The following is a 25,234-nucleotide window of genomic DNA, read 5'->3' as shown; positions in this document are numbered from 1 at the left end:
AATTATCCGCAGAGCGCCCTGGCGGCGTCATTCACGGCCTTATCCACATTTTCATAGAGGGTGAACACGCGTATTCCCTTGGTCTCAAGCTTTTTCAGCGGGCTTTCGCCTATGCGCAGGGCCAGCACACCCTTGCAGTCGTCCACGGCGGCCAGTATGCCCGCCATGCGCCCGGCCTTTTCGCCGCAGTCGTCCATGCCGTTGCAGTATTTGGAGACGCTGCGAGTTTCCACGTAGTTGGCGGCGTCGCCATCGCTTTCGTAGATGTAGAACTGTTCGGCCTGACCAAAGTGCTGATCAACGGTCATGCCTGTCTTGGAAGCCACGGCTATGCGTATCTTGCGGGCCACGGCGGGCTTGGCTTCTTCCACCACGGGGGCCTTTTCGGCAACGGGCGGGCGGTAATCAATGGACTTGTCGTCGCCCAGCAGGCCCACGGCATCGGCGCGGCACTGCTTGCAATGGTACATCTGCTTGAGCGTGGGCTCGCAGCTGCGGCGCATGTCCATGAGTTCCTTGTTGCTCACAAGGGGCATATTTTCAAAAACGCTGCCCTTGACCGGGATGAGCTGCATGATGTTGGTCATCACAGCGCCCAGTTCGCGCGCGGTTTCCACCACCTGCGGAATGTGCCCATCGTTGATGCCCTTGAGCAGCACCGTGTTGACCTTGCTCACAATGCCAGCCTGGGAGAGGGCGCGCAGGCCCGCCATCTGGTTTGCCAGCAGAAGGGCGGCTGCGGTTTCGCCCGTGTATTTCTTGCCACGGTACATGGCAAACTTGTAAATCTGCGCGCCAATGGCGGGATCAACGGCGTTGATGGTCACGGTGGCGTGGCTCACGCCCACGCGCTTCATGTCTTCCACATATTCCGGCAGGGCCAGACCGTTGGTGGACATGCAGAAGGTGATATTGGGGTCTTCCTTGCGGATCATCTCCAGCGTGCGGAAGGTTTCCTCGGGATTTGCCAGCGTGTCGCCGGGGCCGGCGATGCCCACAACCGTAAGGTTGGGCATGTCGTGCTTAACCTTCATAAAGTGGTCAAAAGCCTGTGCAGGCGTGAGCACGGCGGTGGTGACGCCGGGGCGGCTTTCGTTAACGCAGTCGTACTTGCGCAAGCAGTAGTTGCAGCTCAGGTTGCACTTGGGCGCGATGGGCAGGTGCAGGCGCGCCGAGGTGGCACAGGCCCCACAGGAAAAACAGGGGTGGGACTTGGTGCGTTCCGCATTGACGGCGGCGGCGCTGCCAGCGGCATGGGCTGCTGAAGGGGCAGTTACAGGCACAAGAGGCTCGCTGGCGGGGGCCATAACTTCTATGCGGGAGGCATCAGCTTCCATGACGGCTTCATCCTTGAAGTATTTGTTGAGAAGCTCCTCGCGGAAGCTGCCCTCGGTGAACTGCAACATGGCGTTGGCCGTGGCTTCCATGAGGCTGAGCGAGCCGTCATAGAAGAGCATGCGTGTGCGCTGGCCGCCAACCCTGTCGTGGATGGGAAATCCGTAACGCAGCAACGGAACATGATGGCGCTCTTCAATGCGGCGGCCATCGGAATTGCCAAGCATGAGGTTGGCCTTGCGGGCCAGCATTGCGTTTTCAATGGCGGCAAAGTCTGCAAAATTGAGAATGTCGTAATCGCCGCTGAACTGGGTTTCCGTAGCCTGAGCCATGTCGGGCGCAAGCGTTTTTTCAAAGGCGGCGCAGCGGCTGCCGGTGGCGGCCACCACGGGGACGGCTCCGTTTTCGCACGATGCGCGCACAAGGGCCAGCACCATGTCAGGTTCGCCAAATACGGCAACGCGGCTCTGGGCGTTATACTTGTGCGCATCGATCATGGCGTCAAGGTAGCGGGCGCGTTCTTCGCGCACCGTGGCGGGAATGGCCCCGCCAAGGGCCTCAAGCGTGGCTATAAAGGCATCCGTATCGCGCAGGCCCACGGGCAGGTTCATGCGCAGGAGCGGCACGCCGTAAGTATCGCGCAGGTACGCGCCAGGGGAATAGCCCTCGGGGCAGAAGGGCGCAAGTTCAAGCGTCATGCGCGCGCCAGCCATGAGGCCGATGCGGGTGAGCGTGGTGCCATATTGGGGCAGCCGATTGTAGTCGTCTTCATGTCCGCCATCAAGATTCTGCGAAAGGTCGGGCAGCAGCACATATTCAAGGCCGCAGGCGTCAAGAAGCAGCTTGAGCGCTCTGGTATCCGCCGCAGAGAGGTGCCCGGTGATGATGTTGACAACGTTGTTGGGCGTGGCGTTCATGGGCACATGGCGCACAATGGCGTGCAAAGCGCGGAAAAATCCCTCGTACTGCGAGCCGCTGTAGCCCGGCGAGACCACGGGAATGATGGTGGCCGTCACTTCCGGGTGTTCGTCCTTGAACTGCTTGATGATGGCGGGCACATCCTCGCCGATGGTTTCGGCAAGGCAGGTGGTGGAAACGCCGATCACCTCTGGGTTGTAGAGTTTGATGAGGTTTTCAAGCCCCTTGAGCAGATTCTTGGTGCCGCCAAAGACCGTGCCTTCTTCTGTAAGCGAAGAGGAGGCGATATCCACCGGCTCATTGTAGTGTGTTGCCATGTGCCGCCGAATGTAGGTGCTGCACCCCTGCGAACCGTGCAGAATGCTCATGCTCTTGCTGATGCCGTAAAAGGCGCTTACCGAACCCATGGGCATGCACATCTTGCAGGGATTTGTATTCAGGTTGACAAGATTGGCGCTCATTGTCTTCTCCTTATGTTCCAGGCGGCCTTTGGGCCGCGGCGGCGGGCAAACTGCGTGCAAGCCGATTACGCTGTGCTAGAAATGTGCTGCTCTTGCTGCCAGTGCTTCACGCACCAGATTGGCCTGCGCCTGCGTTGCCTCGGCAAATGAGGCGCTGCTGCGCGTGAACTGCCACACAGGGCTGTTGATGGAAAGGTTCACCTCGCGGGTGAAGTTTTCCACGCCTTCAAAACCGCCCAGAGCGTGCTTGCGCTCATGGTTGTGGTCGCAAAAGGCAATGCCGAGTTTGTAGGCGAGCGGGCGTTCCTTGACGCCGCCAACCAGGATATCCGCGCCTTTCTGCTTCATGAAGGTTTCAAGCTCTGCCGGGTTGGCATCGTCCAGAATGACGGTGCCGGGGTTAACGAGGCTTGAAATGATTTCATAATCTTCAGGCTTGCCGGTCTGGGTGCCGACCACTACGGTTTCAATGCCCATCTCGTTAAACTGACGGATGAGCGATATGGCCTTGAAGCCGCCGCCCACAAAGATGGCGGCCTTCTTGCCCACAAAGTGCGGCTTGTACTGTTCAAGAAAAGCTTCCGCCTTTGCGCCGCGTTCAGAAATAAGTGCCTCAGCCTTGCGCTTTGCGTAGTCGTCATTGAGGCGTTCGGCTACCTGACGCAGGGCGGTGGAGGTGTCTTCCACCCCAAAGAAGCTGGCGCGCATCCAGGGAACGCCCATTTCGTCTTCCATGCGGTGGGCCAGATACATCATGGAGCCAGCGCACTGCACGATGTTGAGCTGGGCAGCCGGGGCCTTGATGAGCGTTTCGTACGCGGCATCGCCCGTGAGTGTGGCCACAATGGGAATGCCCATCTCGCGCAGGTAGTTGCGGATGATCCACATTTCGCCCGCAAGGTTGTAGTCGCCAAGAATGTTGACGCCCTTGATCTTGGGCTGTTCCTTGTGCGGCTCCATGAGCTGCACAAGGGCGTTGCAGGCCATGCGGTAGCCTGTGGACTTGGTGCCCGAAAAGCCCGGAGCCTTGACCGCGATCACGCGGATGCCGTGCTTTTTTTCCGCATTGCGGCACACGGCTTCCACATCGTCGCCGATCACGCCCACAATGCAGGTGGCATACACAAAGATGAGCTTGGGCGAATAGTTGACCACGGCCTCGTCAATGGCGCGGGTGAGCTTTTCCGCGCCGCCAAAGACGATGTCCTTTTCCTGCAGGTCAGTGGAAAAACTGTTGCGGAACAGTTCCGACCCGCTGGTGAGGCTGCCGCGGATATCCCAGGTGTAGCTGGCGCAGCCGATGGGGCCGTGCACGATATGAAAAGCATCGGTAATGGGGTTTAACACCACGCGCGTACCGCAGTACACGCAGGCCCGCTGGCTCACGGAACCGGCCACGCTGGCCGTATCGCAACGCAGGCCGTCGCCGCTACAGCAGCCCCCGCCCTTGTTTCCCTTTTCCTTGATGGACGTACGGCGTTCTTCAAGTATTTCCATAGCCATGGGAACCCCCTTGCAAGGGCGGGGGGGGGATGCCCCCCCGGCCCTATTGCGGCTTAGAGCCGTCTTACATAATCAGATCCATGTCTTCGTCAGCGCAGTTGCGGTCAAACTCTTCCATGAGCGTATCAGCGATCCGGGTGGCGAGCTGGAAGGCTCCACGGTAGCCGACCATGGGCAGCGAGGCGTGTCCGTAGCGGTCAAGCACCGGGAAACCAGCGCGAACCAGCGGAATGCCCTCGGCCTTGGCGATCTGCTTGCCGTGAGAGTTGCCAAGCAAGAGATCAACGGGTTCTTCCTTGATGAACTGATGCAGGTCAAAGAGATCCTTGGCGGCAAAGGCCCGGCATTCTTCTTCCTTGCCGTATTCCTTGAACATGGCCTTGGCCAGCTTGACGAAGGTTTCGCCGGGCGTACCAGTGAGCACGTACTTGGGGATCATGCCCAGTTCGAGGCAGAAGCGGGTCATGCCAAGCGCTGTGTCGGGGTCGCCGTACACGGCAACCTTCTTGCCGTAGAAGTACGGGTTGGCGTCCAGCATGAGGTCAAGCAGGCGACCACGTTCTTCGTCAATAAGCGGGTCAACGTCGCCGCCGTTGAGGTTTGCCATGGCCATGACAAAGGCATCGGTATCAGCCAGGCCGATGGGCAGGGGCAGCAGGTCAAAGTCCACGCCGCACTTGCGCTTGAGCTGGGCCGCGGGTTCCTCGCTGGTCAGCCGGCCAAGGGCCAGAACCTTACGGCAGGTGCCAAGGGCACGGATTTCTTCAACCGTGGTGCCGCCATCAGGGTACATCTTGTATTCGCCGGTCATGGGGGCATCCATGACGTTGCTGCAATCGGGGAACATGATGGACTTGAGCTTCATCAGGTTCACAAGGTGCTTGTATTCACGGATGTCGCCGGGGTTCACAAAACCGGGGAACACCGCCACGGTTTCCGTGGTTTTGCCCTTGGCGGCAAGGTAGTTGATAAAACCGGCCATCATGTTGCCAAAGCCCGTCACGTGCGAGCCAACGTAGCTCGGCGTGTTGCAGTGCACCACGATCTTGTCGTCCGGAATTTCCATTTCGTCGATGTAGGTCTTGAGGTCATCGCCGATGGTTTCAGAAAGACATGTGGTATGCACGGCAATAATGTCGGGGTTATAGACCTCAAAAGTGGTCTTGACGCCCTGACGGATGTTTGGGCCGCCGCCGAACACGCAGGCGCCTTCGGTAAAGGAACTGGTGACGGCAATGGCGGGTTCCTTAAAGTGACGCGTAAGGTAGGTGCGGTGGTAAGAAGCACAACCCTGCGATCCGTGGCTGTAAGGCATGCAGTTGCGCACGCCCAGGGCGGCAAACAGCGCGCCCACCGGCTGACAGGTCTTGCACGGGTTGATAAGAACGCCCGATCTGTTCACATGTGTCTTTGGGGTGAGGTCAAGCATACTATTCTCCCACAGTTCCTTGCAGGGTGGCGCGGTTCTTCCAGGGCGGGGTTACCATGTGCCACGCGGGGGTAAAGTAACCCATGCAGAGGTCGTAACCGAACTGCGTTGCGCCCTTGAAACCCGCGTAAGGCCCGCTGTAATCGTAGCTGTGCAACTGGCGCGAGAGCGTGCCGGCCTTTTGCAGCGCGTACTTGTCCTTGATGCCGGAGAAGAACATGTCGGGCTTGAGGATTTCCATAAATTTTTCAGCTTCGTACATGTTGAGGTCGTCAACCACGTAAGTGCCCTCGTCCATGTCGCGTATCATGCCGTGGTACTTTTCAAGCGGGATCTCGGCGGCCAGCTTGTCGTACTGTTCCTGCGTAAGGTAGGCATGATACTTCTTTTCGTCCTTTTCCACGGTGATGTGTTCAATGTTCTTGCTGTCCGCGTCGTCCTTGATGTTGGGGATGATTTCCCGGCCTTCGTAGTCGTCGCGGTGGCCGAATTCGTACCCGGCAAGCACTGTCTTGATGCCCAGATCCTGCAGCAGGCCCTGGTAGTGGTGCGAGCGGCTGCCGCCCACAAAGAGGGCTGCGGTCTTGCCGTTGAGGCGGGCCTTGTAGGCCGCCATCTGATCCTGCACCTCGGCCAGTTCTTCGGCGATAACCTGCTCGGTACGCTGCGCAAGCTCTGGGTCGCCAAAGTAGGCAGCCATGTCGCGCAGGCTCTGAACCGTTCCTTCCAGGCCGATAAAGTTGACCTTGAGCCAGTCCACGCCGTATTTGGTCTTCATCATTTCGGCGATGTAGTTGATGGAGCGGTGGCACTGCACGAGGTTCAGATTTGCCTTGTGCGAGCTGGCGATGCGTTCCACTTCTCCGTCGCCCGTGAACACCGAAACAACTTCGTAGCCGATCTTTTTAAGGATGCGTTCCTGTTCCCAGCCGTCGCCGCCGATGTTGTATTCGCCAAGGATGTTGATCGAATACTTGGTGGCGGGTTCATAATCGCCAGTTCCGATAACGCGCTTCATAAGACCGTTGTTGGCGATATGGTGGCCCGCCGACTGGCTTACGCCCTTGTAACCCTCGCAGCTGTATGCCACGCAGCGGATGCCATATTCTTGTTCAGCTTCTGCGGCCACGGCCTGAATGTCGTCACCGATCAGGCCCACAGGGCAGGTGGCGGCGATCATGATGGTCTTGGGGTGCATAAGCTCCATGATTTCATCAATGGCTTTCTTGAGCTTCTTGGTGCCGCCAAAGACGATGTCCGGTTCCTGCATGTCCGTGGTAAAGCAGTACTGGATGTAATTGGGGGTATCCCCTTCTGCCTTGGCCTTGTTGCGGCGCGTACCCCAGCTGTAGAAGCCGCAGCCCACAGGGCCGTGGGTGATCGTAACCATGTCCTTGATGGGGCCGAGCACAACGCCCTTGCAGCCAGCGTAACAGCAGCCCCGGTTGGTCATGATGCCGGGAATGGCACGCGTGTTGGCGATAATAATCTGGTCTTCCGCAGGATTGACCTTGAGCATGTGCTCCTTGCGGTTCTTGAAGACCTTGGCGTTGTAGCGCTCAAGCACTACTGCGTTGGCGTCAATACTCATACATACCTTCCTTATGCGTCAGCGCGCTCGCCCGTGCGAACCACATAGGATTCTTCCACCGGCATCACAAAGATCTTTCCATCGCCGGGGTGGCCGGTGCTGTTGGCCTCTATAATGGCCTTGACCACAGCTTCGACCTTTTCATCGGGAACGCAGATATTGAACAACCGCTTGGGGATCAGCCTGCCCACTTCGGTCAGGGATTCGCCCGCCGGAGTGCGCGGCAGCTCGCCGCTTTCCATAACCATGCGCAGGGTGGCGGGATCCATGCCTTTTTTGCCGCGTCCCAGGCACTTGGTGCATGAGAATGAGGGGCATCCGGCCTTGGACAGGGCATTCTTGGTAGCCGCCACCATGTTGGCTCGAACCATTGCAACTATTTCCTGCATGGGAGCCTCCTACAGGCCGGACTTGCCGCTGCTGATGGTCCAGGCCTCGCTGACGCTTGAAACAAAGATTCTGCCATCGCCAAAGTGACCGTCGCCCGTTTTTGCCACGCGCAGGATAACGCGGATGGCATCGTCCTTGTCTTCATCGCTGACCACAAGCATGAGCATCTGCTTGGGAATTTCGTCGTACTGGATATCGCCCACCATGATGCCTTTCTGCTTGCCACGGCCCACCACATCAAGCTTGGTAACGGCGGGAAAGCCCGCTGACAGCAGCTCGGAGAGAACCTCGGTGGTCTTTTCAGGCCGAATAATCGTGCGAATCATCTGCATTGTTGTTCTCCGTTTCGTGCTGTTGGTTTAGGCGTCCATCAAGCCGTGTTCCATGAGCAGCTCTTCGAGCCGTTCCTGGGAAAGGGGCTTGGGGATAATAAACATGTCGTTACCGTCGATCTTCTGCGCCAGGGTGCGGTATTCGTCGGCCTGTCCGCAGGTGGGGTCAAATTCGATAACGGTCTGCTTGTTGATTTCGGCGCGCTGCACCATGTTGTCGCGCGGCACAAAGTGGATCATCTGGGTGCCGATTTCCTTGGCAACGGCAGAGACAAGCTCGGCTTCGCCATCAACCTTGCGGCTGTTGCAAATGATGCCGCCAAGGCGCACGCCGCCGGTGTTGGCGTACTTTTTTACACCCTTGCAGATGTTGTTGGCGGCGTAGAGGGCCATCATTTCGCCCGAAGCCACGATGTAGATTTCCTGGGCCTTGCCTTCACGGATGGGCATGGCGAAACCGCCGCACACAACGTCGCCCAAAACGTCATAGAACACGTAGTCGAGGTCTTCGGTGTAAGCGCCAAGGCGCTCCAGCAGACCGATGGAGGTGATGATGCCGCGCCCGGCACAGCCGACGCCCGGTTCGGGGCCGCCGGATTCCACGCAGCGGATGCCCTTGAAGCCGTTTTTGAGCACCAGATCCAGCTCGATGTCTTCACCCTCTTCACGCAGGGTATCGAGCACGCTCTGCTGGGCAAGGCCGCCCAGGATAAGGCGCGTGGAGTCGGCCTTGGGGTCGCAACCCACGATCATGATGTTCTTGCCCATTTCGCCAAGGCCGGCGTTAAGGTTCTGTGTGGTGGTGGACTTGCCGATACCGCCCTTGCCGTAAATAGCTACCTGACGCATGAGATTCCCTCTGGGTTTGATGTTCCCGCGCTCGTTGCGCTTGTCCCTCTTTGTGCAGAAACCGTGCCGTTAGATTAACTATATAATATTATTACTTAATTTTATAATCTGCATGCACAATCAATACAAATTTGTTAAGGTGGCCCATCGTGCGGAAAAAACTGTCCAATCTGTAACTTGCTTTAATAATAGATTTTTATTTGAGCAAAAATTTCAGGCATAAACAGCCGATACAAATTTGTTTGAAATTGGGAACGTGTTGCAGGGGAATTGCCATGTGTGAATGTGCTGGGGCAGAATGGGCTACATTTGGAACACATGATGATGGAAACGGCAGAGGAAAACAGGCAGGGCAGTGATGGCTGCTCATGAACACAGAAAGCCCGGCCCATCTGGTAAATGGGGCGGGGCAGGGGTTGAATCGCCAAAAAGCGGCGAATTGAGAGCAGTGTGAAGGGAGGAAGGGAGCGGTTCAGGCAAGAACGTATCTGTTCGGACGGTTTTGCCAGTAGGGGAGAGAAAAGGGCTTATTCATCAAGCGTGGTCAGGCCTGCATGGCCGCAAAGATATGCATAGCCAAGACAGGAAAAGTTTGATTCAAAATTGTACCAAAATAGGAATGGAAACGTAAAAGTTGCAAAGCGTGAACAACCCAACTCGCGCAAGAAATACTGCGGGCAAGACCTTGCGCACGGCTTATGAACGGCATGCGCGGCAGAAATGCAGTATGGGGTTCGGGGATGGGGAAGGTGAGCTACGCGCAGCCAGAAGTTTTTAAAGTTTCTGCGCGGGTTAGAGTCGTGATTAGGATATCTGCCAGATCAGCATTTCAAGGGAATATTCCGTGCGTTCCACATATTCCCCGTTCTGGTTGCGAAATCCCTCAAGATGCGCGGCAAGATGGGCCATGTCCGGCTCAGCGCCACGGGCGCGCAGGTTGGCGGCGCAGGCTCCAAGCAGCTTGTCGCGGGTGTGCGGCACAATCCACTGACCGTTAACGGGCAGCGCTGTATACTGAATGCACTGACTCTCAAGCCATGCGCGCATATCTGGGGCATCGGCAAACTGGGGCGGCGTAATGCCGTAATGCGTGTACAGCCCGGCCATGACATCCGAAGTTTTGCGCTCGTTAAAACCCATAAAGACCACCTGCTCCAGCGCGTAGTGCTGCAGCTTTTCGCGGGCGGCGTCATCGCTCAGGGCCGGGGTCATGGAAGCAAAAACAATCTGAAAGCGTTCCTCAAGGGCAAAGTGCTCCCAGTCGGAAAGCACGGGCCGGATGTTGGCAAGGCCCTGCGCGGCGGCATCCTGCATGAGGATGCGGAGCATTTCGTCCGATATATCTACGGCAGTGACCGATGCGGCCTCCTGCGCAAGGCGGATGGTGTACATGCCGCTGCCGCAGCCCACATCCAGAACCGTTTTGCCGCGAAAATCCACGCCGTTGTCGCGCGCCAGCTGGAGCATGCGCCCCTCGTAGGTGTCAGCCCCGGCTTCATAGCGGGGAAAGGACTCGGCTCTGCTGTTCCAGAATTCCCTGGTGCTGTTTTGGGCTGTCATGGCGTATCCTTTGGGTTGGTCGCAACCCGCCTGGACAATTGGAGCAATGCACAGAAAATATGCGTCAGACGGCGCGGCAATATTGCAGCTTGTTTCTGATTTCCTGAGGTGTGGACTTTGCAAACACCCACTTTGCAGACGGTGAACCGTCTGCAAAGTGGGTGCTGTAAACGTTTAACTGCGCGGCATATTGCCGCAATCCAAAGTCTAGCGGGCTTCGAGCCGCTGCCGCAGAATGGTGACAGGGTGCAGGCTGAATTTGCCGGAACCGTGCGTGATCTGCACGCGGCAGGTGCCGCACTCGGAAACCGCCGCCTGAGCACCGCTTTCGCGTACCTTGGCGAACAGTTCCGAGCCTACAGTCTGGGCAATGTCGTATTTTTCCTTTTTAAAGCCATAGCTGCCGGAAATGCCGCAGCAGCCTGCATCAGCATTTTCCACGGTCACGCCGTCAAGGCGGCGCAGCAGTTCCAGCCCCGGCAGGCCGTTGCCCTGTGCCCGCAGATGGCAGGGTGCGTGGTAGATCAGCTTGAGGTCGGGCAGGGTCTGCTTGCCGTCGGCCTTCAGCGAAAGATCGCCGCTGTCCACAGCATCCAGCAGAAATTCCTGCGCGTCCGCAAGGCTGCATGCGCCGTATTTTTCCGCCACATCGGGGAAGTATTCCGGCAGATCCACCCGGAACATGAGGGCGCAACTGGGGCAGCCCGTCACCACGGGTAGCCCTGCATCGCGCCACTGGCCCAGAGCTTTCAGGTTATGTTCCGCATTGGAGCGGGCATGCTGCCAGAAGCCGTTGGCAACCATTGGCAGGCCGCAGCACACAAGTTCCTCGGGCACAATGACCTTGTAGCCCGCGCGGTTCATGGCCCACACCATATCAAGGCCAGTGCGCGGGTCATACACGTCCACGTAGCAGCCGGGGTAGAAAACCACGCTGCGCTTGTGGTCGGGCTGGTGCACATGGCGCATGAGCTGGCGGAATGTCTGGGGCGCAAAGGCGGGCAGGGGCGCGCGTTTGTCGATGCCCAGCGCATCCAGCACCATGCGGGTAACGGGATTGAGCATGCCGAAGTTCTTGAGCGCCGCCGGAATGAGCCGCAGCCACTTGGCCATGAGCTCGCCGTGACCGAGCACCCAGTCGCGCAGACCGGGGGAGTGCTTCTTGAACTGGTCGGCCCTTGCCATCATGTTGAGACTGGAAACCGGCACGCCGTGCGGGCACGAGATATCGCAGTTTTTGCAGTTGGCGCAGTAGTGCAGCGAGGGGTCTTCCGTCAGCCCCAGCAGGCGAAAGCGTTCATAGGCTGGGCCTATCATGCGCGGCCCCAGGAATTTGGGGGTCGCATCCGCCACGGGGCAGTGCACCACGCAGGTGGTGCAGGCTATGCATTTGTCTGGATTGATGCGCACGCTCATTGGTTTTCCCCGGCAGCGGCGGCTGCGGCGGCCATGAGGCCCGCCTGCCAGCCCGTGGCGATGGCAACGCCGTGACCGCTTTTTTCTGTTGCGTAATCATATCCGCCAAGGCTGCGCCCGGCGAAAAAGACGTTTTGCCAGCGCTCAACGGCGGCATCGTCCACAGGCCGCATGGTGCGGTCAACGCGCACACCCATGCGCGAGAACAGATGGTTGCCGAAAATCTTCGGCTCTGACCACTGCGAAACATCCTGCGGCACGGTGATGTCGATGCCGAACACGGAATCCCAGCACTGGCCGGGTTCAAGCGTCATGCCGCCGCCAAGGATGCCGCCGGTGGCGGTTACAAAGGCGCGGGCGGCGTGGTGGCGTTCCTGCCCGGAGGCCTCGGCCACCAGGGCTGTGCAGGTTTTGCCAGTTGTTTCGGCGCGCAGAACCGTGGTGTTTTCCACCAGTTCAAAGTTGTGCTTGTTCAGGGCCTGCAACAGGGCGTCGCGCAGGCGCAGGCCGCCAACCCCCGGAGGGATGGACAGCATTTCCACAACCGGGCAGCCAGCTGCGGCATTGACCGCCTGCCAGACTTCCGGATTGGCCTTGCTGCCGCAGAGCGGCGGAATAAGAATGAGGTCATGCTTTCCGGCATACGGGGCAAGCGCATCCAGCAGCCAGCGGCGGCTGTGCGGCTTGTCCGCAAGGCGGGCCAGATCAAGCGCCGATATGGCGCGGTGGGTGTCGCCAAAGGGCGAGGGCAAAAGCCCCTGAGTGAATTCCTTGTCGGCCCAGCTTTTGTAGCGCCGCAACTGGCTGACCACCAGGGAGGGGCGGCAGTCGCGCAGGCCCTGAACGCTGAGCACCAGCACTTTTTTGGCGCTGGCGAGCGCCTCGGTGTGCAGGCTGGCTGGCAGCAGATAGGTGGGCTTGAGCGTTCCCATGATGGTGGGCAGCTGGGTGTTGCGCGGCGTGCCGTCCTGCGAGAGGGCGGGGCGCATGGGCCAGTGCTGGCCTTCCATCACATTTGCAAAGAACTGAAAGGCCGAGCGGACGCTTTCTGCCCCAAGCAGGCTGTAGGGATGGTCTTCTGGCAGCATTGCCAGACCCTGCCACGGATCGGCGGCAAATCTGCCATCTGCATAGCCAAGAAAATCCACCGAGCCGCCGCTGATAGCCAGCGAACCCATGCCCGTGGTGAGCAGCCGTACGCTGCGGCCCTGATCCGCTGCTGCAAGGGCGGCCACAAGGCCCGCCATGCCGGAGCCGACCACCAGTACGTCAACAATCCTGCTCATGGGCGGCTCCATCAAGATTGAGTGTTCCCGCGTATACAGCGCGGCCAAGTTCCATTTCGCGTGCCTGCATGCCCCACAGGGCCGGGCGCAGACCGCCCCAGCGCTCCTGAAGGAAGCGCCGCACGTTGTCGGTAGCTGAAAATTCAAGAGGAATGTCGTGTTCGGAAAGCGCGGCCACTGCCCGCAAGGAGCAGAACGTTCCCTGGCAGGTGCCCATGCCCAGGCGTGTGCGCAGGCGGATATCCGTCAGCGAATGGGTGGAGGCATCGCGCGCCACGCATTCAATTTCCGCCATGCTGACCATTTCGCATTCGCAGAGCAGGGGGTTGGAATCGGCCTTTTCAGCGCGTTCGAGCACAGGGGTCAGGTCATCACCCATACGGTCGGCCATAAGCTGGATGCCCTGCACGGGAAAGTACTTGGCGGCACGGGCAAGCGTGGCTTCGTCCGGATCCGGCACAATGGCTTCTTCAGCCGTGCGGCAGGGGGCGGTAACGCCAAGCTTGGCGCAGACCTTGTCTGCGGCGCGTTCGCCCATGAGGCGGTAGGTGGTCAGCTTGCCGCCGAAAATGGAAATCATGCCGTCAAGGCCCTGTTCCGCATGATCCACAACATGGAAGTTGCGGCTGGCCTTGCGCCCGGCGGCGCCGCCCGGCGTGTAGAGGGGGCGTGTGCCCGCAAAGGCGCGCAAAATACGGTAGCTGCGCACATCGGGGAACAGCGGCTCGCCGATTTTGAGCAGGCGCAGCACTTCCTCGCTGGTGGGGGTTGTGTCGTCCGGCCTGTCTGTGGGAATGGACGTGGTGCCAAGAATGGTGATGGAGCCGTGCGGCACATAAATATCGCCGTCAGAGCCGGGGTGCAGGCGGTTGACCACGCGCGAGGTAAAGCGGTGGTTAAAAACCACGAGAGTGCCACGGTCGGGCGAAACCGCCACATCCTGACCAGCCAGCGCCGCAATGCGCCCAGACCATGAGCCAGCGGCGTTGACAACAACAGAACAGGCAATCTCAATAGTTTCGCCAGTGTTCTTGTTGATGGCCGTAACGCCGCATATCTTGCCGTTCTTTTGGCAGATGCCGGTCACTTCATGATAGGTGAGCATCTGCCCGCCGTGGCGCTTGGCCGACATGGCGTTGTGCAGCACCAGCCGGAAGCCGTCCACGCAGGAGTCAGGCACGCGGAAAACGCGTTTGACCTCGGGCGACATGTTGGGTTCAAGGCGCAGGGCTTCCTTGACGTCAATTTCAGAGGCCTCAATGCCCGCGCGGCCGCAGGCCTCAACCCATCGATCCACATAGGCGGGGTCGTCCTCGGGCGTGAGCGCAAAAAAACCTTCGGTTTGTTCCACGCACTGCCTGCCAATGCGCCGCACGATCATGTTTTCTTCAATACATTCACGCGCGGATTCATTATCTCCCACGGCGTAACGGCCGCCGCTGTGCAGCAGGCCGTGAAAGCGCGAGCTTGTGCCGTGGGCCAGGCCGCCCTGTTCGAGCAATATGGCAGGAACGCCGCGCATGCAAAGATCGCGCAGGGTTCCTATGCCTGTTGCGCCGCCGCCGATGACGACAACAGTAGTTTCAAGCATGGTTTCTCCAGTGGAGCAAATTGTCGGAATCATCCTGAAGCATGCAAACGCTGCCAGATGCCGCGCCTGCGGGGCCGAAAAACAACGGCTTAGCTGCGCAACAAGGTTGAATATCCAGATCGGGTAAATGATTGTTGCGGTTATGCTCAGGATGATTGTTGATACCGTATGGTTATCAATTTGTGTAGTTGCGTCAAGATTGAATGCAGGAGAATATTGCGGATGCACTTGCCAGATAAGGCAATGCCGCATAATGAAGGCAAAAAACTCAAGGATTGCATATATGAATTGGTCAAAAAAACGTTGCGTTGTGCTCGATATGGACGGCACCGTCTACCTCGGTCATATTCCCATTGATGGGGCCGTGGGCTTTATTCAGCGGCACTGGAACAGTCTGGATTTTTATTTTTTGAGCAACAATACCTCCAAATCTCCATTCACCTATGTGGACAAGCTCAACGGCATGGGCATTGCCGCGCGCGAAGATTTGCTGCTCTCGCCCGTGACGCCTCTGGTGGATTTTTTGCGCGCCAACGGCATCTTGCGCATTTTCCCCGTGGGCAATGCCGATTTTCAGCATGATCTGCTCAAGCGCATGCCCGAGCTGCAACTGGTGGAAGAGGGCGCGCAGGCCGTGGTGCTGGCCTACGATACGGAGCTTACCTACCACAAGCTTGCCCGTTCTGCCGTGTTGTTGCAGGACAGTTCGGTGCTCTTTCTCGCCACGCACCCTGATCTGGTGTGCCCCTCGCCCGAAGGCCCGCTGCCGGATGTGGGCAGTTTCATCAGCCTGTACGCCACGGCCACAGGCAGAAAGCCGCAGCACATTTTCGGCAAGCCCGACCCAGCCGTGCTCGCACCATTGCTGGCGCGTTACCGCAAGGAAGAAATGGTCATGGTGGGCGACCGCCTGAGTACAGACATGCAGCTTGCGCGCAATGCGGGCATTGATTCCATTCTGGTGCTCAGCGGCGAAGCCACGCGCGCCGACCTTGCCAGGGAGGAGCATCAGCCGACTCTGGTGCTTGAAGACCTGGGCCACGCCGATAAAGACTGGGCATAAAGCCAGTCTGCCCGTTGCCGACAATAAAACACCCGCTCTGGCCGAAAGACCAGAGCGGGTGTTTTATTGTGTCAAAGCCCAAGGCCTAACATGTTGTTGGGCCTAAGCTCGTTTTTGCGTCAGTCTAGTAGGCCACGGCAGCGCCATCGCCGCGCGGGTCCGTACCGCCCTGACGCACGCCGGTGGCCTGATCCACAAGGATTGCGCCAGCATGGCCCATGGTGTCGGTGTAGTTTTCAATCAGGCGCACGGGATGCCCGCGCCGCTTGAGTTCGTCCGCCACTTTCTGAGGAATGCGGCCTTCAAGCTTGAGGTCGTTGGAAGAAGCGCCCCATGTGCGGCCATAAAGCCAACGGGGAGCGGCAATGGCTTCTTGCGGGATCATGCCAAAGTCCACCACGCGGGTAACGATGGCGGCCTGGGTCTGGGGCTGACCTTCGCCGCCCATGGTGCCGTACACAAGGTAGGGCTTGCCGTCCTTGAGCAGCATGGCCGGGTTCAGCGTGTGGAAGGTGCGCTTGCGCGGCTCAAGATGGTTCACGTGCTTGGGATCGAGGGAGAAGAAGCTGCCCCGGTTTTGCAGCAACACGCCTGTGCCGCCCGCAACAATGCCGGAACCAAAATCGTGATAAATGCTCTGGATAAGCGAAACCGCATTGCCCTGCGCATCCACAACGCCAAGCCAGATGGTGTCGCCCTTGGGATCAAGGGGCGTAAGGTTTGTGGCAGCCTTGCTCATGCTGATACGCGCGGCCTGATCCTTGCCATGCTTGGCAGAAAGCAGGTAGTCGAGCGGAATTTTTACAAAATCAGGGTCAGAGAGGTACTTGTCGCGATCGACAAAGGCTTCCTTGGTGGCTTCGATCAGCGCGTGGTAGTAATCCGCCGTGCCTTCGCCCATGCCCTTGATGTTGAAGTTGTTGAGGATGTTCAGAATTTCAAGGGAGGCCATGCCCTGCGTGTTGGGCGGGAAGTTCACGGCCTTGTAGCCCCGGTAATTGACGGAAATGGGGTCAACCCAATCGGCCTTGTGGTTGGCAAAGTCGTTGAGGGTCAGCAGGCCGCCGTTGGCTTGCAGGTCGGCCACAATGCGCTTGGCGATGTCGCCCTTATAGAAGACCTGCGCGCCCTTGTCCGCAAGCTGGTTCAACGTGGCTGCCAGATCGGGCAGGCGCATGACCTGACCCACGGTGTAGGGGCTGCCGTCCGCATGCAGATAGGCTTTGCGGAAGGCGTCAAAGCGTTGCAGGTTGCGGAATTCTGAATCATTGGGATTGGTGTTGATCTTGCTCCAGTAAGCCAGCGAGGTGCTCACGGGAAAGCCGTTGGCTGCATAATCGGTGGCGGAAGCGAGCAGCTCCTTCCACTTCATTTTGCTGCCCATGCTCTGCTTGCTGTAGGCATAGGCCGCATCCCAGCCGGAAACCACGCCGGGCACGGTATTGGCCGCAATGTAGCCGCGGGAGGGAATTTTTTTCAGCCCTTTGGAGGCATAAAAATCAATGGTCGCCATTTCGCCCGAGCGCCCACTGGCGTTGAGCGCCTTCAGCTCGCCGGTTTTGGCGTTGTAGATCAGCCAGAAGTTGTCGCCGCCCAGGGTGCACATCTGCGGGTAAACAACCGCAAGGGTGGAGGCGGTGGCAATGGCCGCGTCCACAGCCGTGCCGCCGCGCCGCAGCACGTCCAGCCCGGCCTGCGAGGCCAGATAGTTGGGGCTGGTAACAACGCCCCTGGTGCTCAGGGGGTTGGTGGCGGCAGAAATGGTCGCAGTGTACTGGGGCTCATCCTGCGCCTTGACTGTCGCGGTAGGCAATAAGAGGCCGCATGCCATGAGAACAGGCAGGGTTTTGCGGCTGACCAGAGAGAGAAAATTCATGGACATCAGATTCTCCTTTCAGAAATACTAAAGGCAATGAAACCGGCCATGTATATGCACCATCTGTTCCAAAGAGAAAGATAAGCCAGTTAAATATATTGAATTTTTTAACAGGCGCAATCTGGAACATTTTTGTTTAATTCTCGGCTTGCTGAGCCAATTTTGTAACAAGTTGCAGACTGCGCGGCAAAACCATAGACCCGCCCCCGACAAACGCGGGCGACAATCTGTCTGTACAGCAGGCGTTGCGGAAATTTCCACGCTGTCGCTGCGTATTTGTTTATCAAACTCTGGAGGAATGATGGCGCGGTGCAGCAGGGCGCTTCACCTTGGCGAAGCGCCCTGAACTTGCCGCATTATTTGGTATTTTTTAGCTCAGTGACCATGTTGTTGAGTTTTTTGGCCTCATCGGCAAGGGCGGCAACCGCTCGGGCCGACGTGTGCATGATGGTGGCGGTTTCTGCCGCGATGGAGCTGACCTGGGTCACTGTCTGCGTGATGGATTCGGTCGCGGCGGACTGTTCTTCTGACGAAGTGGCAATGCCGCGCACCTGATCAACGGTCTGATCCACCATACCCACGATTTCGCGCAGGGCTTCGCCGGATTTTTGCGAAAGCGTGGTGGCGCTTTCCACATTGCCAGCCGTCACGCCAACCTGGCGGATGCTGGAATCCACGCTCTTCTGGATTGCGCCTATGGCATTGCCCACATCACTGGTGGAACTCATGGTTTTTTCTGCCAGTTTGCGCACTTCATCGGCCACAACGGCAAAGCCACGTCCGGCTTCTCCGGCGCGCGCCGCTTCAATGGCAGCGTTGAGGGCCAGCAGGTTGGTCTGGTCTGCAATGTCCGAAATAACGCCCATGATCTGCGAAATGGCCCCCGCATGCTCGGCAAGCTTGGTCATTTCCTCTTTCAGCACAAGGGCATCCTTTTGCACGTTGCCAATGGCCTGCACGGACTGGAACACAACTTCCGCGCCTTCCGCAGCGCGCTGGCGCATGTTGGTGGAAAGGTCCGCTGTGGCCGAGGCGTTTTTGGCGACTTCAATGACCGTGCAGTTCATCTGTTCAACTGCAGTGGCGGCTTCTGTGGTGCGCGCGGCCTGCGTGGTGGCCCCTTGCTCGGCCTGCTCGATATTGCCGGAAATTTCGGCAGAGATGCTGGTTATGGCCGTTACCACCTGTTCCAGATGCTTGGCGGCGCTCAACATGCCTTCACTACGGGCGCGGTGCGCTTCTTCAGTCAGGCGTTCGGCCTCGGCAACGGCTTCGAGGGCCTTTGCTGCGCTCTGTTCGGCCTCGCGGGTTTTTTCTTCAGAAATTGCCAGAGATTTTTTTACGTTGGCTGTCATTTCCGACATGCAGCGTTCAAGAACCGTAATTTCGTCCTTGCCAGTCGCTATGATGTTAACGTCCATGTCGCCGTTGGATATGCGTTGCGCAGCCTCGCGCGCGTCCTTGATGGGCAGCAGGATGGAGCGGGTAATCAGCAGCATGAACGGAATGTATAAAAGCACAACGCAGCAGGCCACCGCGATGAGAATTTTTTTGAGATTGGCAAAAATGGCATCGCTGATCTGGCCCGCGATTTCATTTTTGACCTGCTCCACGTTGTCGATGTAGACGCCCGCGCCGACCCACAGGCTCGTGCCGGGCACCTGCGCACCGTAGGCGATTTTTGACTGGGTGCCGCCGCCGGGCTTGTTGAAGACAAAGGTCACAAAACCACCGCCTTCCGCCGCCTTCTTGGCAAGCTCCGCGTTAAAGCGGACGCCGTTTTTATCAACGGAATTGCCAAGATCCTTGCCCACCAGATCAGGGAAAACGTGGGCAACAACAATGCCGCCATCATACACAAAGAAGTAGCCGGAGCTGTCTTTTTCGTAACGGGCTTTTTTTATGGCGCGGGCAATAATGGCATTGCGCTTGGTTATGTCGGTAATGCCGCTGATCTGCTCGCCAATGCTGTTCGCCATGGTGGTTGAGAGATCGCGGATGCGTTGTTTTTGGCCGTCATAAAACATTTCGCCCACTTTCTGGGCGGAAAGTTCGGTGGCGGAGTTGGAGATGTGAATCAGGGAGTAGACCAGACCGCCAACAATAATCAGGGTAAAAATCAAGATCATGAACATACGATACGAGATCGTAAACATCCTGAACATGCATACCTCCTGTACCATTTACTGTTGAAGCAAAACGTCTGCGCCAACCCTTGGATTGGCCTCATTGTTTAGTTTGTAGATAAAAATTCCTGCTGAATTTTCACATTGATACCAATTACCATATCGTTCGTTATATATATAACTTTATGCTTTGAATAAAAATCCTTTATTACCAGAAAACGATGATTTTTTTATCGCTCGCAGTATTTTGATGCATGCCTATTAATTTACTCAAACAAGTTGCAGCAGAACACTAAAAACAATAACCATATGTTAATTTTGACAAAATATTCTATTTGCGGGGTGACTTCTTAAAATGGCGTCAATATCGACTTTATCGGTTTTAAAGCATGGGCAATGTCAGGCTGCAGTGTGGAGTAACTAATCTATATTTATATGATATTATTTTGTGAAAAAAATCACTTTACTCCTGATTTAGTACATCCTAGTGTGAATGCACAACCAGTTGTGCTGGCTGTCGCAGTTACCCAAAAGACAGGAGAAGAGAAATGAAAGGTTTTGCAATGCTTGGCCTGAACAAGATCGGCTGGATAGAAAAAGAAAAGCCTCAGTGCGGCCCGCTGGATGCCCTTGTTCAACCCGTGGCGGTAGCTCCTTGCACTTCAGATGTCCACACGGTTTGGGAGGGCGCGCTGGGTGACCGGCACGACATGATTCTGGGACACGAGGCGGTTGGTAAAGTTGTGGAAGTTGGCTCTCTGGTGCGTTGCTTCAAACCCGGGGACAAGGTCATCGTGCCCGCGATTACCCCTGACTGGAATTCCCTTGAGGCGCAGGCCGGGTTTTCCATGCATTCCGGCGGTATGCTCGCGGGCTGGAAGTTTTCCAACTTCAAGGACGGCGTGTTCGGCGAGCTTTTTCACGTGAACGATGCGGACGGCAATCTGGCCCTGCTGCCGCCCTCCATTGACCCTGCCGAAGCCGTGATGTTGAGTGATATGGTGCCCACCGGCTTTCATGGTGCGGAACTGGCCGATGTGCAGTACGGCGATTCCGTGCTGGTGGTGGGTATTGGCCCAGTGGGGTTGATGGCGGTTGCGGGCGCGGCCCTGCGCGGCGCTGGCGAGATTTTTGCTGTTGGCTCCCGGCCCCTGTGCGCAGAGGTTGCCCGTGAATACGGCGCAACAGCTATCATCAATTACCGGGATGGCGACATTGTCAGCCAGGTGATGGACCGCACCAAGGGCAAGGGGGTGGACAAGGCCATCATCGCCGGGGGCGATGTGGATACCTTTGCGGAGGTCATACGCGTGCTCAAACCCGGCGGACGCATTGGCAACGTGAACTATCTGGGTTCTGGCGATGCCGTTAAAATCCCGCGCATCGAGTGGGGTTGTGGCATGGGCCACAAGATAGTGGCTGGCGGCCTGATGCCCGGCGGCAGGCTGCGCATGGAAAAGCTGGCAAGCCTGCTGGTTCACGGGCGGTTGAGCGTCGCGCCCCTGCTGACCCACAGATTCAAGGGATTTGAGAATATTGAGAGCGCCTTGCTCATGATGAAGGACAAGCCGCGCGATCTGATCAAGCCTGTGGTTGTGGTGTAGTACCCGGCCACACTGAAGTTTGTCGGGCAAAACAATAAGCCCCGGCAGTCGCCAAATAAAAACCTCCCGGCATACCAGTGGCATGCCGGGAGGTTTTTTTATCTATGTGCAATGAGTTGCTAGTTGCCGCCCATCAGCCAGTTCATGGGAACAATCGAAAGGCTGGGGAAGAACAGCAGCAGGAAGAGCATGATCACTTCCACAAGCACAAAAGGCACCAGCTTGACGATGAGGTCGGCAAACTTGATGTGCCCGATGCCGCACACAACGTACAGCACCGTGCCCACCGGGGGCGTAATAACGCCGATGCCCAGGTTGAGCACAAAGAGCAGGCCGAAGTAATACGGGTCAATGCCTGCCTGCTGGATCAGCGGGTAGAACACAGGGGCAAAAATCAGGATGTTGGGCGTGAGATCCATGACCATGCCGATAAGGAACAGGAAAATATTGATGCTGATAAGCAGCAATATGGGGCTGTCGATAAGCGGCGAGAAGAGCGCGGTCATCTGGTTGGGAATCTGCGCAATGGTAATGAACCAGCCAACAGCAGTTGCCGTGGCCACGATCAGCATAACCACCGAGGTGGTGCGGGCCGCGCGGGCGCTCACCCGCAGCAGATCGCGGAAGGAAAGCTCGCGGTAATACAGCACACACACCAAGATGGCGTAAATGGCTGCAAACGCGCCGCCTTCAGTAGGTGTGAAAACACCAAAGCGAATGCCGCCAAGCAGCAGCACCGGCATCATGAAGGCAGGCGTGGAGTCGATAAGAATTTTGATGGCTTCTTTTTTGGTGAAGCGGATAGTTTCGTTGTAGCCATCCTTGCGCACCACAAAGAACCACACCACCATGAGGGCCAGACCGATCATGATACCGGGCACCAGGCCGATCATGAAGAGCTTGGTGATGGAAAGACCGCTGACGGTAGCGCCAAGCAGAATAAAGTTGGTGCTGGGCGGGATGATGGGGCCAAGAATAGCGCCAGAGGCGATAACAGCGCCCGCGCGGCCAGGGTGGTAGCCCACCTGTTTCATCATGGGCAGTAGCAGGCCGCCAAGAGCGGCAGCTTCACCCACGGAGCTGCCCATCAGGCCAGCAAAGATGATACTGGCGATAATGGCAGCATAGCCAAGACCGCCGCGCACCCGGCCAATCATGAGCTGGGCAAGCTGTACCACGCGTTTGGAAAGACCACCCTCCGCCATGATTTCACCGGCGAACACAAAGAAGGGAATGGCCATCAAGGGGTAGTTGTTGGCGCCGTCCAGCATGCTGCCGGGAATAATCATGGCATCCCACATGCCCGAGTGCCACATGAGCACAATGGAGCACAACACAAGCACAATGGCCAGAGGAACGCCAATGAGCATGAAGAAGAAGAGGGAGCCGAGGAAAATAAAGAGTTCCATTCTTCTCTCCTAGCCCTTTTGGAAGGTGGATGCGGGTCTGCGAACAAGGCTCACGAGGGAGCGCAGTTCTACAATCAAGCCAACAAGCGCCATGATGGGCAATGTGCCGTTGATAAAGGCCATGTTGACGTTTGTCGCCACGGAGTAGGTATCAAGTGTTTGCAGCACGTTGACCACGCCGCCGTAAAACAGCAGGCCCAGGGCAAAAAGGCTGCATACCGAAGCCAGTACATCCACAGCCTTACGCTTGGTGCCTTCCAGCGTGGTTACAAGCAGGTCGACTGCAATGTGCTTTTTGCAGATAAAGGCTTCAATGGCGCCGAAAAACGTGATGTACATAAAGAGAAAGCGCGCCCATTCTTCGCTCGGCGGGTAGCTCGAAGAAAAGATGTAGCGCAGCAGGGCATTGTAAAACACAAGACCGATCATGCCCAGAAAGATGACGGCGCAAAAGACTTCAAACAGCAATTGCCCCGTGGTTTCATGCTTGGGTTCCTGTTCCGGCTCAAGCAAGGCATGCACGCCCGGCGCATGGTCCGGCGGAAAATTTTTGGAAATGTCGTCGCTCATAACGAACCTCTGGAAAACGCTGCCCCAATCGCTGGCTACGCAGTGCCGTGCTGATGCTAGCAAGCCTGTTTGTGCCGCCGCAGATGGCTGCGTGAAGAATTGTTGCAACCCCCGCGGTCTAAAAAGGCCACGGGGGTTTTGTCCATTAACTGCACAGGCCGGAAAAGCCTATACTTTTCCGGCCTGTAAAGCGGGGAACAATTATTTGGATTCGCGGTAGCTGGCGGCGCTGTCCAGAATGGCCTGGCAGTTGGGCACCGTGTCATAAAAGAGCTTCCAGCTGCGCTTGCCGGCTTCAGCCATGTAGTCGTGGAATTCCTTGCTGGGGGTATTGATGCTGCCCTTGTTGGCAAGGATGGTCGCCTTGGCTTTTTCGTCGCCTTCCTTAACCATGACCCACACGTCATCGGCGGAGCGCTTGGCGGCTTCGTCAAACCACTTTTTGTCCTCGGCGGGCAACGACTGATAGAACTTGTCGTTGATGTAGAGGGAGTGGATCACGAGGATGTGGCCGGTAAGGGTGATCTGGGGCGTGATTTCGTACATCTTGAGGCTGACGATGTCGGCCAGGGGGCTGTCGCCGCCATCGATGACGCCCTGATCAAGCGCGCCGGGCACTTCGGCAAAGGGCATGGGCTGACCGCTGATGCCGCATTCCTTGGCAAAGTTGGTGTACAGGGGAATGTTGGGTACGCGCATGCGCAGGCCCTTAACGTCTTCCACCGTGACGATGGGCTTCTTGGTGTAGAAGTGGCGGAAGCCCAAGGGGAAGGCGTTCATGGTGCGCAGGCCGGACTTTTCGGTGAAGCCTTCGTTGATGAGGTCAAAAGTCTTGCCTTCCATGGCGCGGCGGGCGTGATCCAGATCATCAAACAGCATGGGCGTTTCAAGCATGGCCATGGCAGGGTGCAGAGCAGAGGTCTGCGTGCCGGTGGCGCACATCTGGATGATGCCCTTGCGGGTGGCGGCAATGTAGGCGTCTTCCTTGCCAAGCTGGCTGTTAGGGAAGACCTGCACTTCATATTTGCCGTTGGAAAGTTCGGCAAGATACTTGCCGAAAAGGTGCATGCCGATGGTTTCCGGCTCGCCTTCGGGCTTCATGCCCGCCATCTTGATGATGGTCTTGGCTTCAGCGGCCTGGGCAAAACCAAGGGTCATGCCGCAAACAAGGCCCAGAGCAACAAGCAGAGCTACGATACGTTTCATCCTGTAAACCTCCTCGCTAGTAAAACTTAGATGCCGTTTGACAATGAAAACTTATCCCTGTCCACAGCAGGGGGGCAATTATGACCAGCCGACGCGCCCACGTTTCCCAATACGTTCCGGTGCGTCAGACTCTGACGGGTCAAAAGCTGAGGCAAACTTAAGTGACGATCTACCTAAAATTCAACTGTTATTTGCAAAAAAAAGTTGAAGAAGCTCTTATATCCTGAATCCACGCCGAAATGATTGTTTTCAACAAAAATGTAGAAATCTGGAATCTTGCCGCTTTTGCTGAAAATATGGCGACTACTACAGTTGATTTGTAAGTATGAAATTTTTTTTAAAATAAAAATTATATAGTACATAAAAATATTATTTAAAATTTATTAAATATAATATGTAATAATTATAAAACAAAAAAACATAATGTAATTTTTGAAAAAACTCCTGTCCTAAATTTTTTTAGCGGAAAAAATTTATTTTTATTTTTTAAAATAAATTTAAAAAAATTGTTAACGTATAAATAATAAATAAAATTTTTAAATATATCATACTAAATCGTGATTATTGTGACAAATACATTACAAATTTGTGACAATTTGGGGGCGTTTTTTTCAGATGGTTCCCCGCCATCTGCTCATGTTCACAACTGGCAGCAGGGCAGCCGTGAGGAAACTGGTCGCAACTACGCATCGCAACATCAAGACATCTAACCGGGGAGG

Annotated in this window: 18 protein-coding genes; 2 read left to right on the top strand and 16 right to left on the bottom strand. The window is 56.9% G+C overall.

Annotated elements, in window-relative coordinates; genetic code table 11:
- Positions 1-2: 2 nt before the first annotated feature.
- The 11 genes from nifB to glpA all read right to left on the bottom strand — a co-directional run bounded on the left by nifB (position 3) and on the right by glpA (position 14,661).
- Complete coding sequence (gene nifB / locus QZ383_RS12610; RefSeq protein ID WP_291445917.1) at positions 3-2,714, bottom strand: nitrogenase cofactor biosynthesis protein NifB; 2,712 nt, start codon at positions 2,712-2,714, stop codon at positions 3-5.
- A gap of 75 nt (positions 2,715-2,789) precedes the next feature.
- Positions 2,790-4,217, bottom strand: a complete 1,428-nt coding sequence (gene nifE / locus QZ383_RS12605) for a nitrogenase iron-molybdenum cofactor biosynthesis protein NifE (RefSeq protein WP_291445915.1) — start codon at positions 4,215-4,217, stop codon at positions 2,790-2,792.
- Between the two features lie 64 nt (positions 4,218-4,281).
- Complete coding sequence (locus tag QZ383_RS12600; protein WP_291445913.1) at positions 4,282-5,646, bottom strand: nitrogenase component 1; 1,365 nt, start codon at positions 5,644-5,646, stop codon at positions 4,282-4,284.
- 1 nt (position 5,647) lies between these two features.
- On the bottom strand, positions 5,648-7,237 hold the full coding sequence (gene nifD / locus QZ383_RS12595) for a nitrogenase molybdenum-iron protein alpha chain (protein WP_192111993.1): 1,590 nt from the start codon (positions 7,235-7,237) through the stop codon (positions 5,648-5,650).
- An 11-nt stretch (positions 7,238-7,248) separates the two neighbouring features.
- Positions 7,249-7,626: a P-II family nitrogen regulator gene (locus tag QZ383_RS12590; protein WP_022659258.1), complete on the bottom strand. Its 378-nt coding sequence runs from the start codon at positions 7,624-7,626 to the stop codon at positions 7,249-7,251.
- 9 nt (positions 7,627-7,635) lie between these two features.
- A complete protein-coding gene (locus QZ383_RS12585) occupies positions 7,636-7,959 on the bottom strand; it encodes a P-II family nitrogen regulator (RefSeq protein WP_022659259.1) in 324 nt (107 codons plus the stop codon).
- 27 nt (positions 7,960-7,986) lie between these two features.
- Entirely contained in the window at positions 7,987-8,808 is an 822-nt protein-coding gene (gene nifH, locus QZ383_RS12580; protein ID WP_022659260.1) for a nitrogenase iron protein, read from the bottom strand.
- An 804-nt stretch (positions 8,809-9,612) separates the two neighbouring features.
- Positions 9,613-10,368, bottom strand: coding sequence for a class I SAM-dependent methyltransferase (locus tag QZ383_RS12575; RefSeq protein WP_291445910.1), 756 nt, complete (start codon positions 10,366-10,368; stop codon positions 9,613-9,615).
- 207 nt (positions 10,369-10,575) lie between these two features.
- Entirely contained in the window at positions 10,576-11,784 is a 1,209-nt protein-coding gene (locus QZ383_RS12570; protein ID WP_192111991.1) for an anaerobic glycerol-3-phosphate dehydrogenase subunit C, read from the bottom strand.
- Positions 11,781-13,070, bottom strand: coding sequence for an anaerobic glycerol-3-phosphate dehydrogenase subunit GlpB (gene glpB, locus QZ383_RS12565; protein ID WP_291445907.1), 1,290 nt, complete (start codon positions 13,068-13,070; stop codon positions 11,781-11,783). The genes QZ383_RS12570 and glpB overlap by 4 nt, the downstream gene beginning before the upstream one ends.
- Positions 13,054-14,661, bottom strand: coding sequence for an anaerobic glycerol-3-phosphate dehydrogenase subunit GlpA (gene glpA, locus QZ383_RS12560; protein WP_291445905.1), 1,608 nt, complete (start codon positions 14,659-14,661; stop codon positions 13,054-13,056). Before glpA ends, glpB begins: the two co-directional genes overlap by 17 nt.
- Before the next feature lie 283 nt (positions 14,662-14,944).
- Between glpA and QZ383_RS12555 the strand changes: the two genes are divergently transcribed.
- On the top strand, positions 14,945-15,724 hold the full coding sequence (locus QZ383_RS12555; RefSeq protein ID WP_291445904.1) for an HAD-IIA family hydrolase: 780 nt from the start codon (positions 14,945-14,947) through the stop codon (positions 15,722-15,724).
- A gap of 124 nt (positions 15,725-15,848) precedes the next feature.
- Here the strand turns inward: QZ383_RS12555 and ggt are convergent, their stop codons facing one another.
- Entirely contained in the window at positions 15,849-17,606 is a 1,758-nt protein-coding gene (gene ggt / locus QZ383_RS12550; protein ID WP_291445901.1) for a gamma-glutamyltransferase, read from the bottom strand.
- A 350-nt stretch (positions 17,607-17,956) separates the two neighbouring features.
- Positions 17,957-19,765, bottom strand: a complete 1,809-nt coding sequence (locus tag QZ383_RS12545; protein WP_291445899.1) for a methyl-accepting chemotaxis protein — start codon at positions 19,763-19,765, stop codon at positions 17,957-17,959.
- A gap of 509 nt (positions 19,766-20,274) precedes the next feature.
- Between QZ383_RS12545 and QZ383_RS12540 the strand changes: the two genes are divergently transcribed.
- A complete protein-coding gene (locus QZ383_RS12540) occupies positions 20,275-21,330 on the top strand; it encodes an NAD(P)-dependent alcohol dehydrogenase (protein WP_291445897.1) in 1,056 nt (351 codons plus the stop codon).
- Positions 21,331-21,449: 119 nt separating this feature from the next.
- On the opposite strand, the gene QZ383_RS12535 is transcribed toward QZ383_RS12540, so the two are convergent.
- The 3 genes from QZ383_RS12535 to QZ383_RS12525 all read right to left on the bottom strand — a co-directional run bounded on the left by QZ383_RS12535 (position 21,450) and on the right by QZ383_RS12525 (position 24,515).
- The gene (locus QZ383_RS12535; protein WP_291445895.1) at positions 21,450-22,739 is read right to left on the bottom strand and encodes a TRAP transporter large permease; all 1,290 of its coding nucleotides are present in this window, start codon (positions 22,737-22,739) and stop codon (positions 21,450-21,452) included.
- A 9-nt stretch (positions 22,740-22,748) separates the two neighbouring features.
- A complete protein-coding gene (locus QZ383_RS12530; RefSeq protein ID WP_291445893.1) occupies positions 22,749-23,309 on the bottom strand; it encodes a TRAP transporter small permease in 561 nt (186 codons plus the stop codon).
- Positions 23,310-23,510: 201 nt separating this feature from the next.
- Positions 23,511-24,515: a TRAP transporter substrate-binding protein gene (locus QZ383_RS12525; protein ID WP_192111983.1), complete on the bottom strand. Its 1,005-nt coding sequence runs from the start codon at positions 24,513-24,515 to the stop codon at positions 23,511-23,513.
- Between the last annotated feature and the right edge of the window lie 719 nt (positions 24,516-25,234).

The organism is Desulfovibrio sp., from assembly GCF_019422935.1.
Taxonomy (GTDB): domain Bacteria; phylum Desulfobacterota; class Desulfovibrionia; order Desulfovibrionales; family Desulfovibrionaceae; genus Desulfovibrio.
The sequence above is the reverse complement of the archived record's forward strand: the minus strand, read 5'-3'. Positions and strand labels throughout refer to the sequence as shown.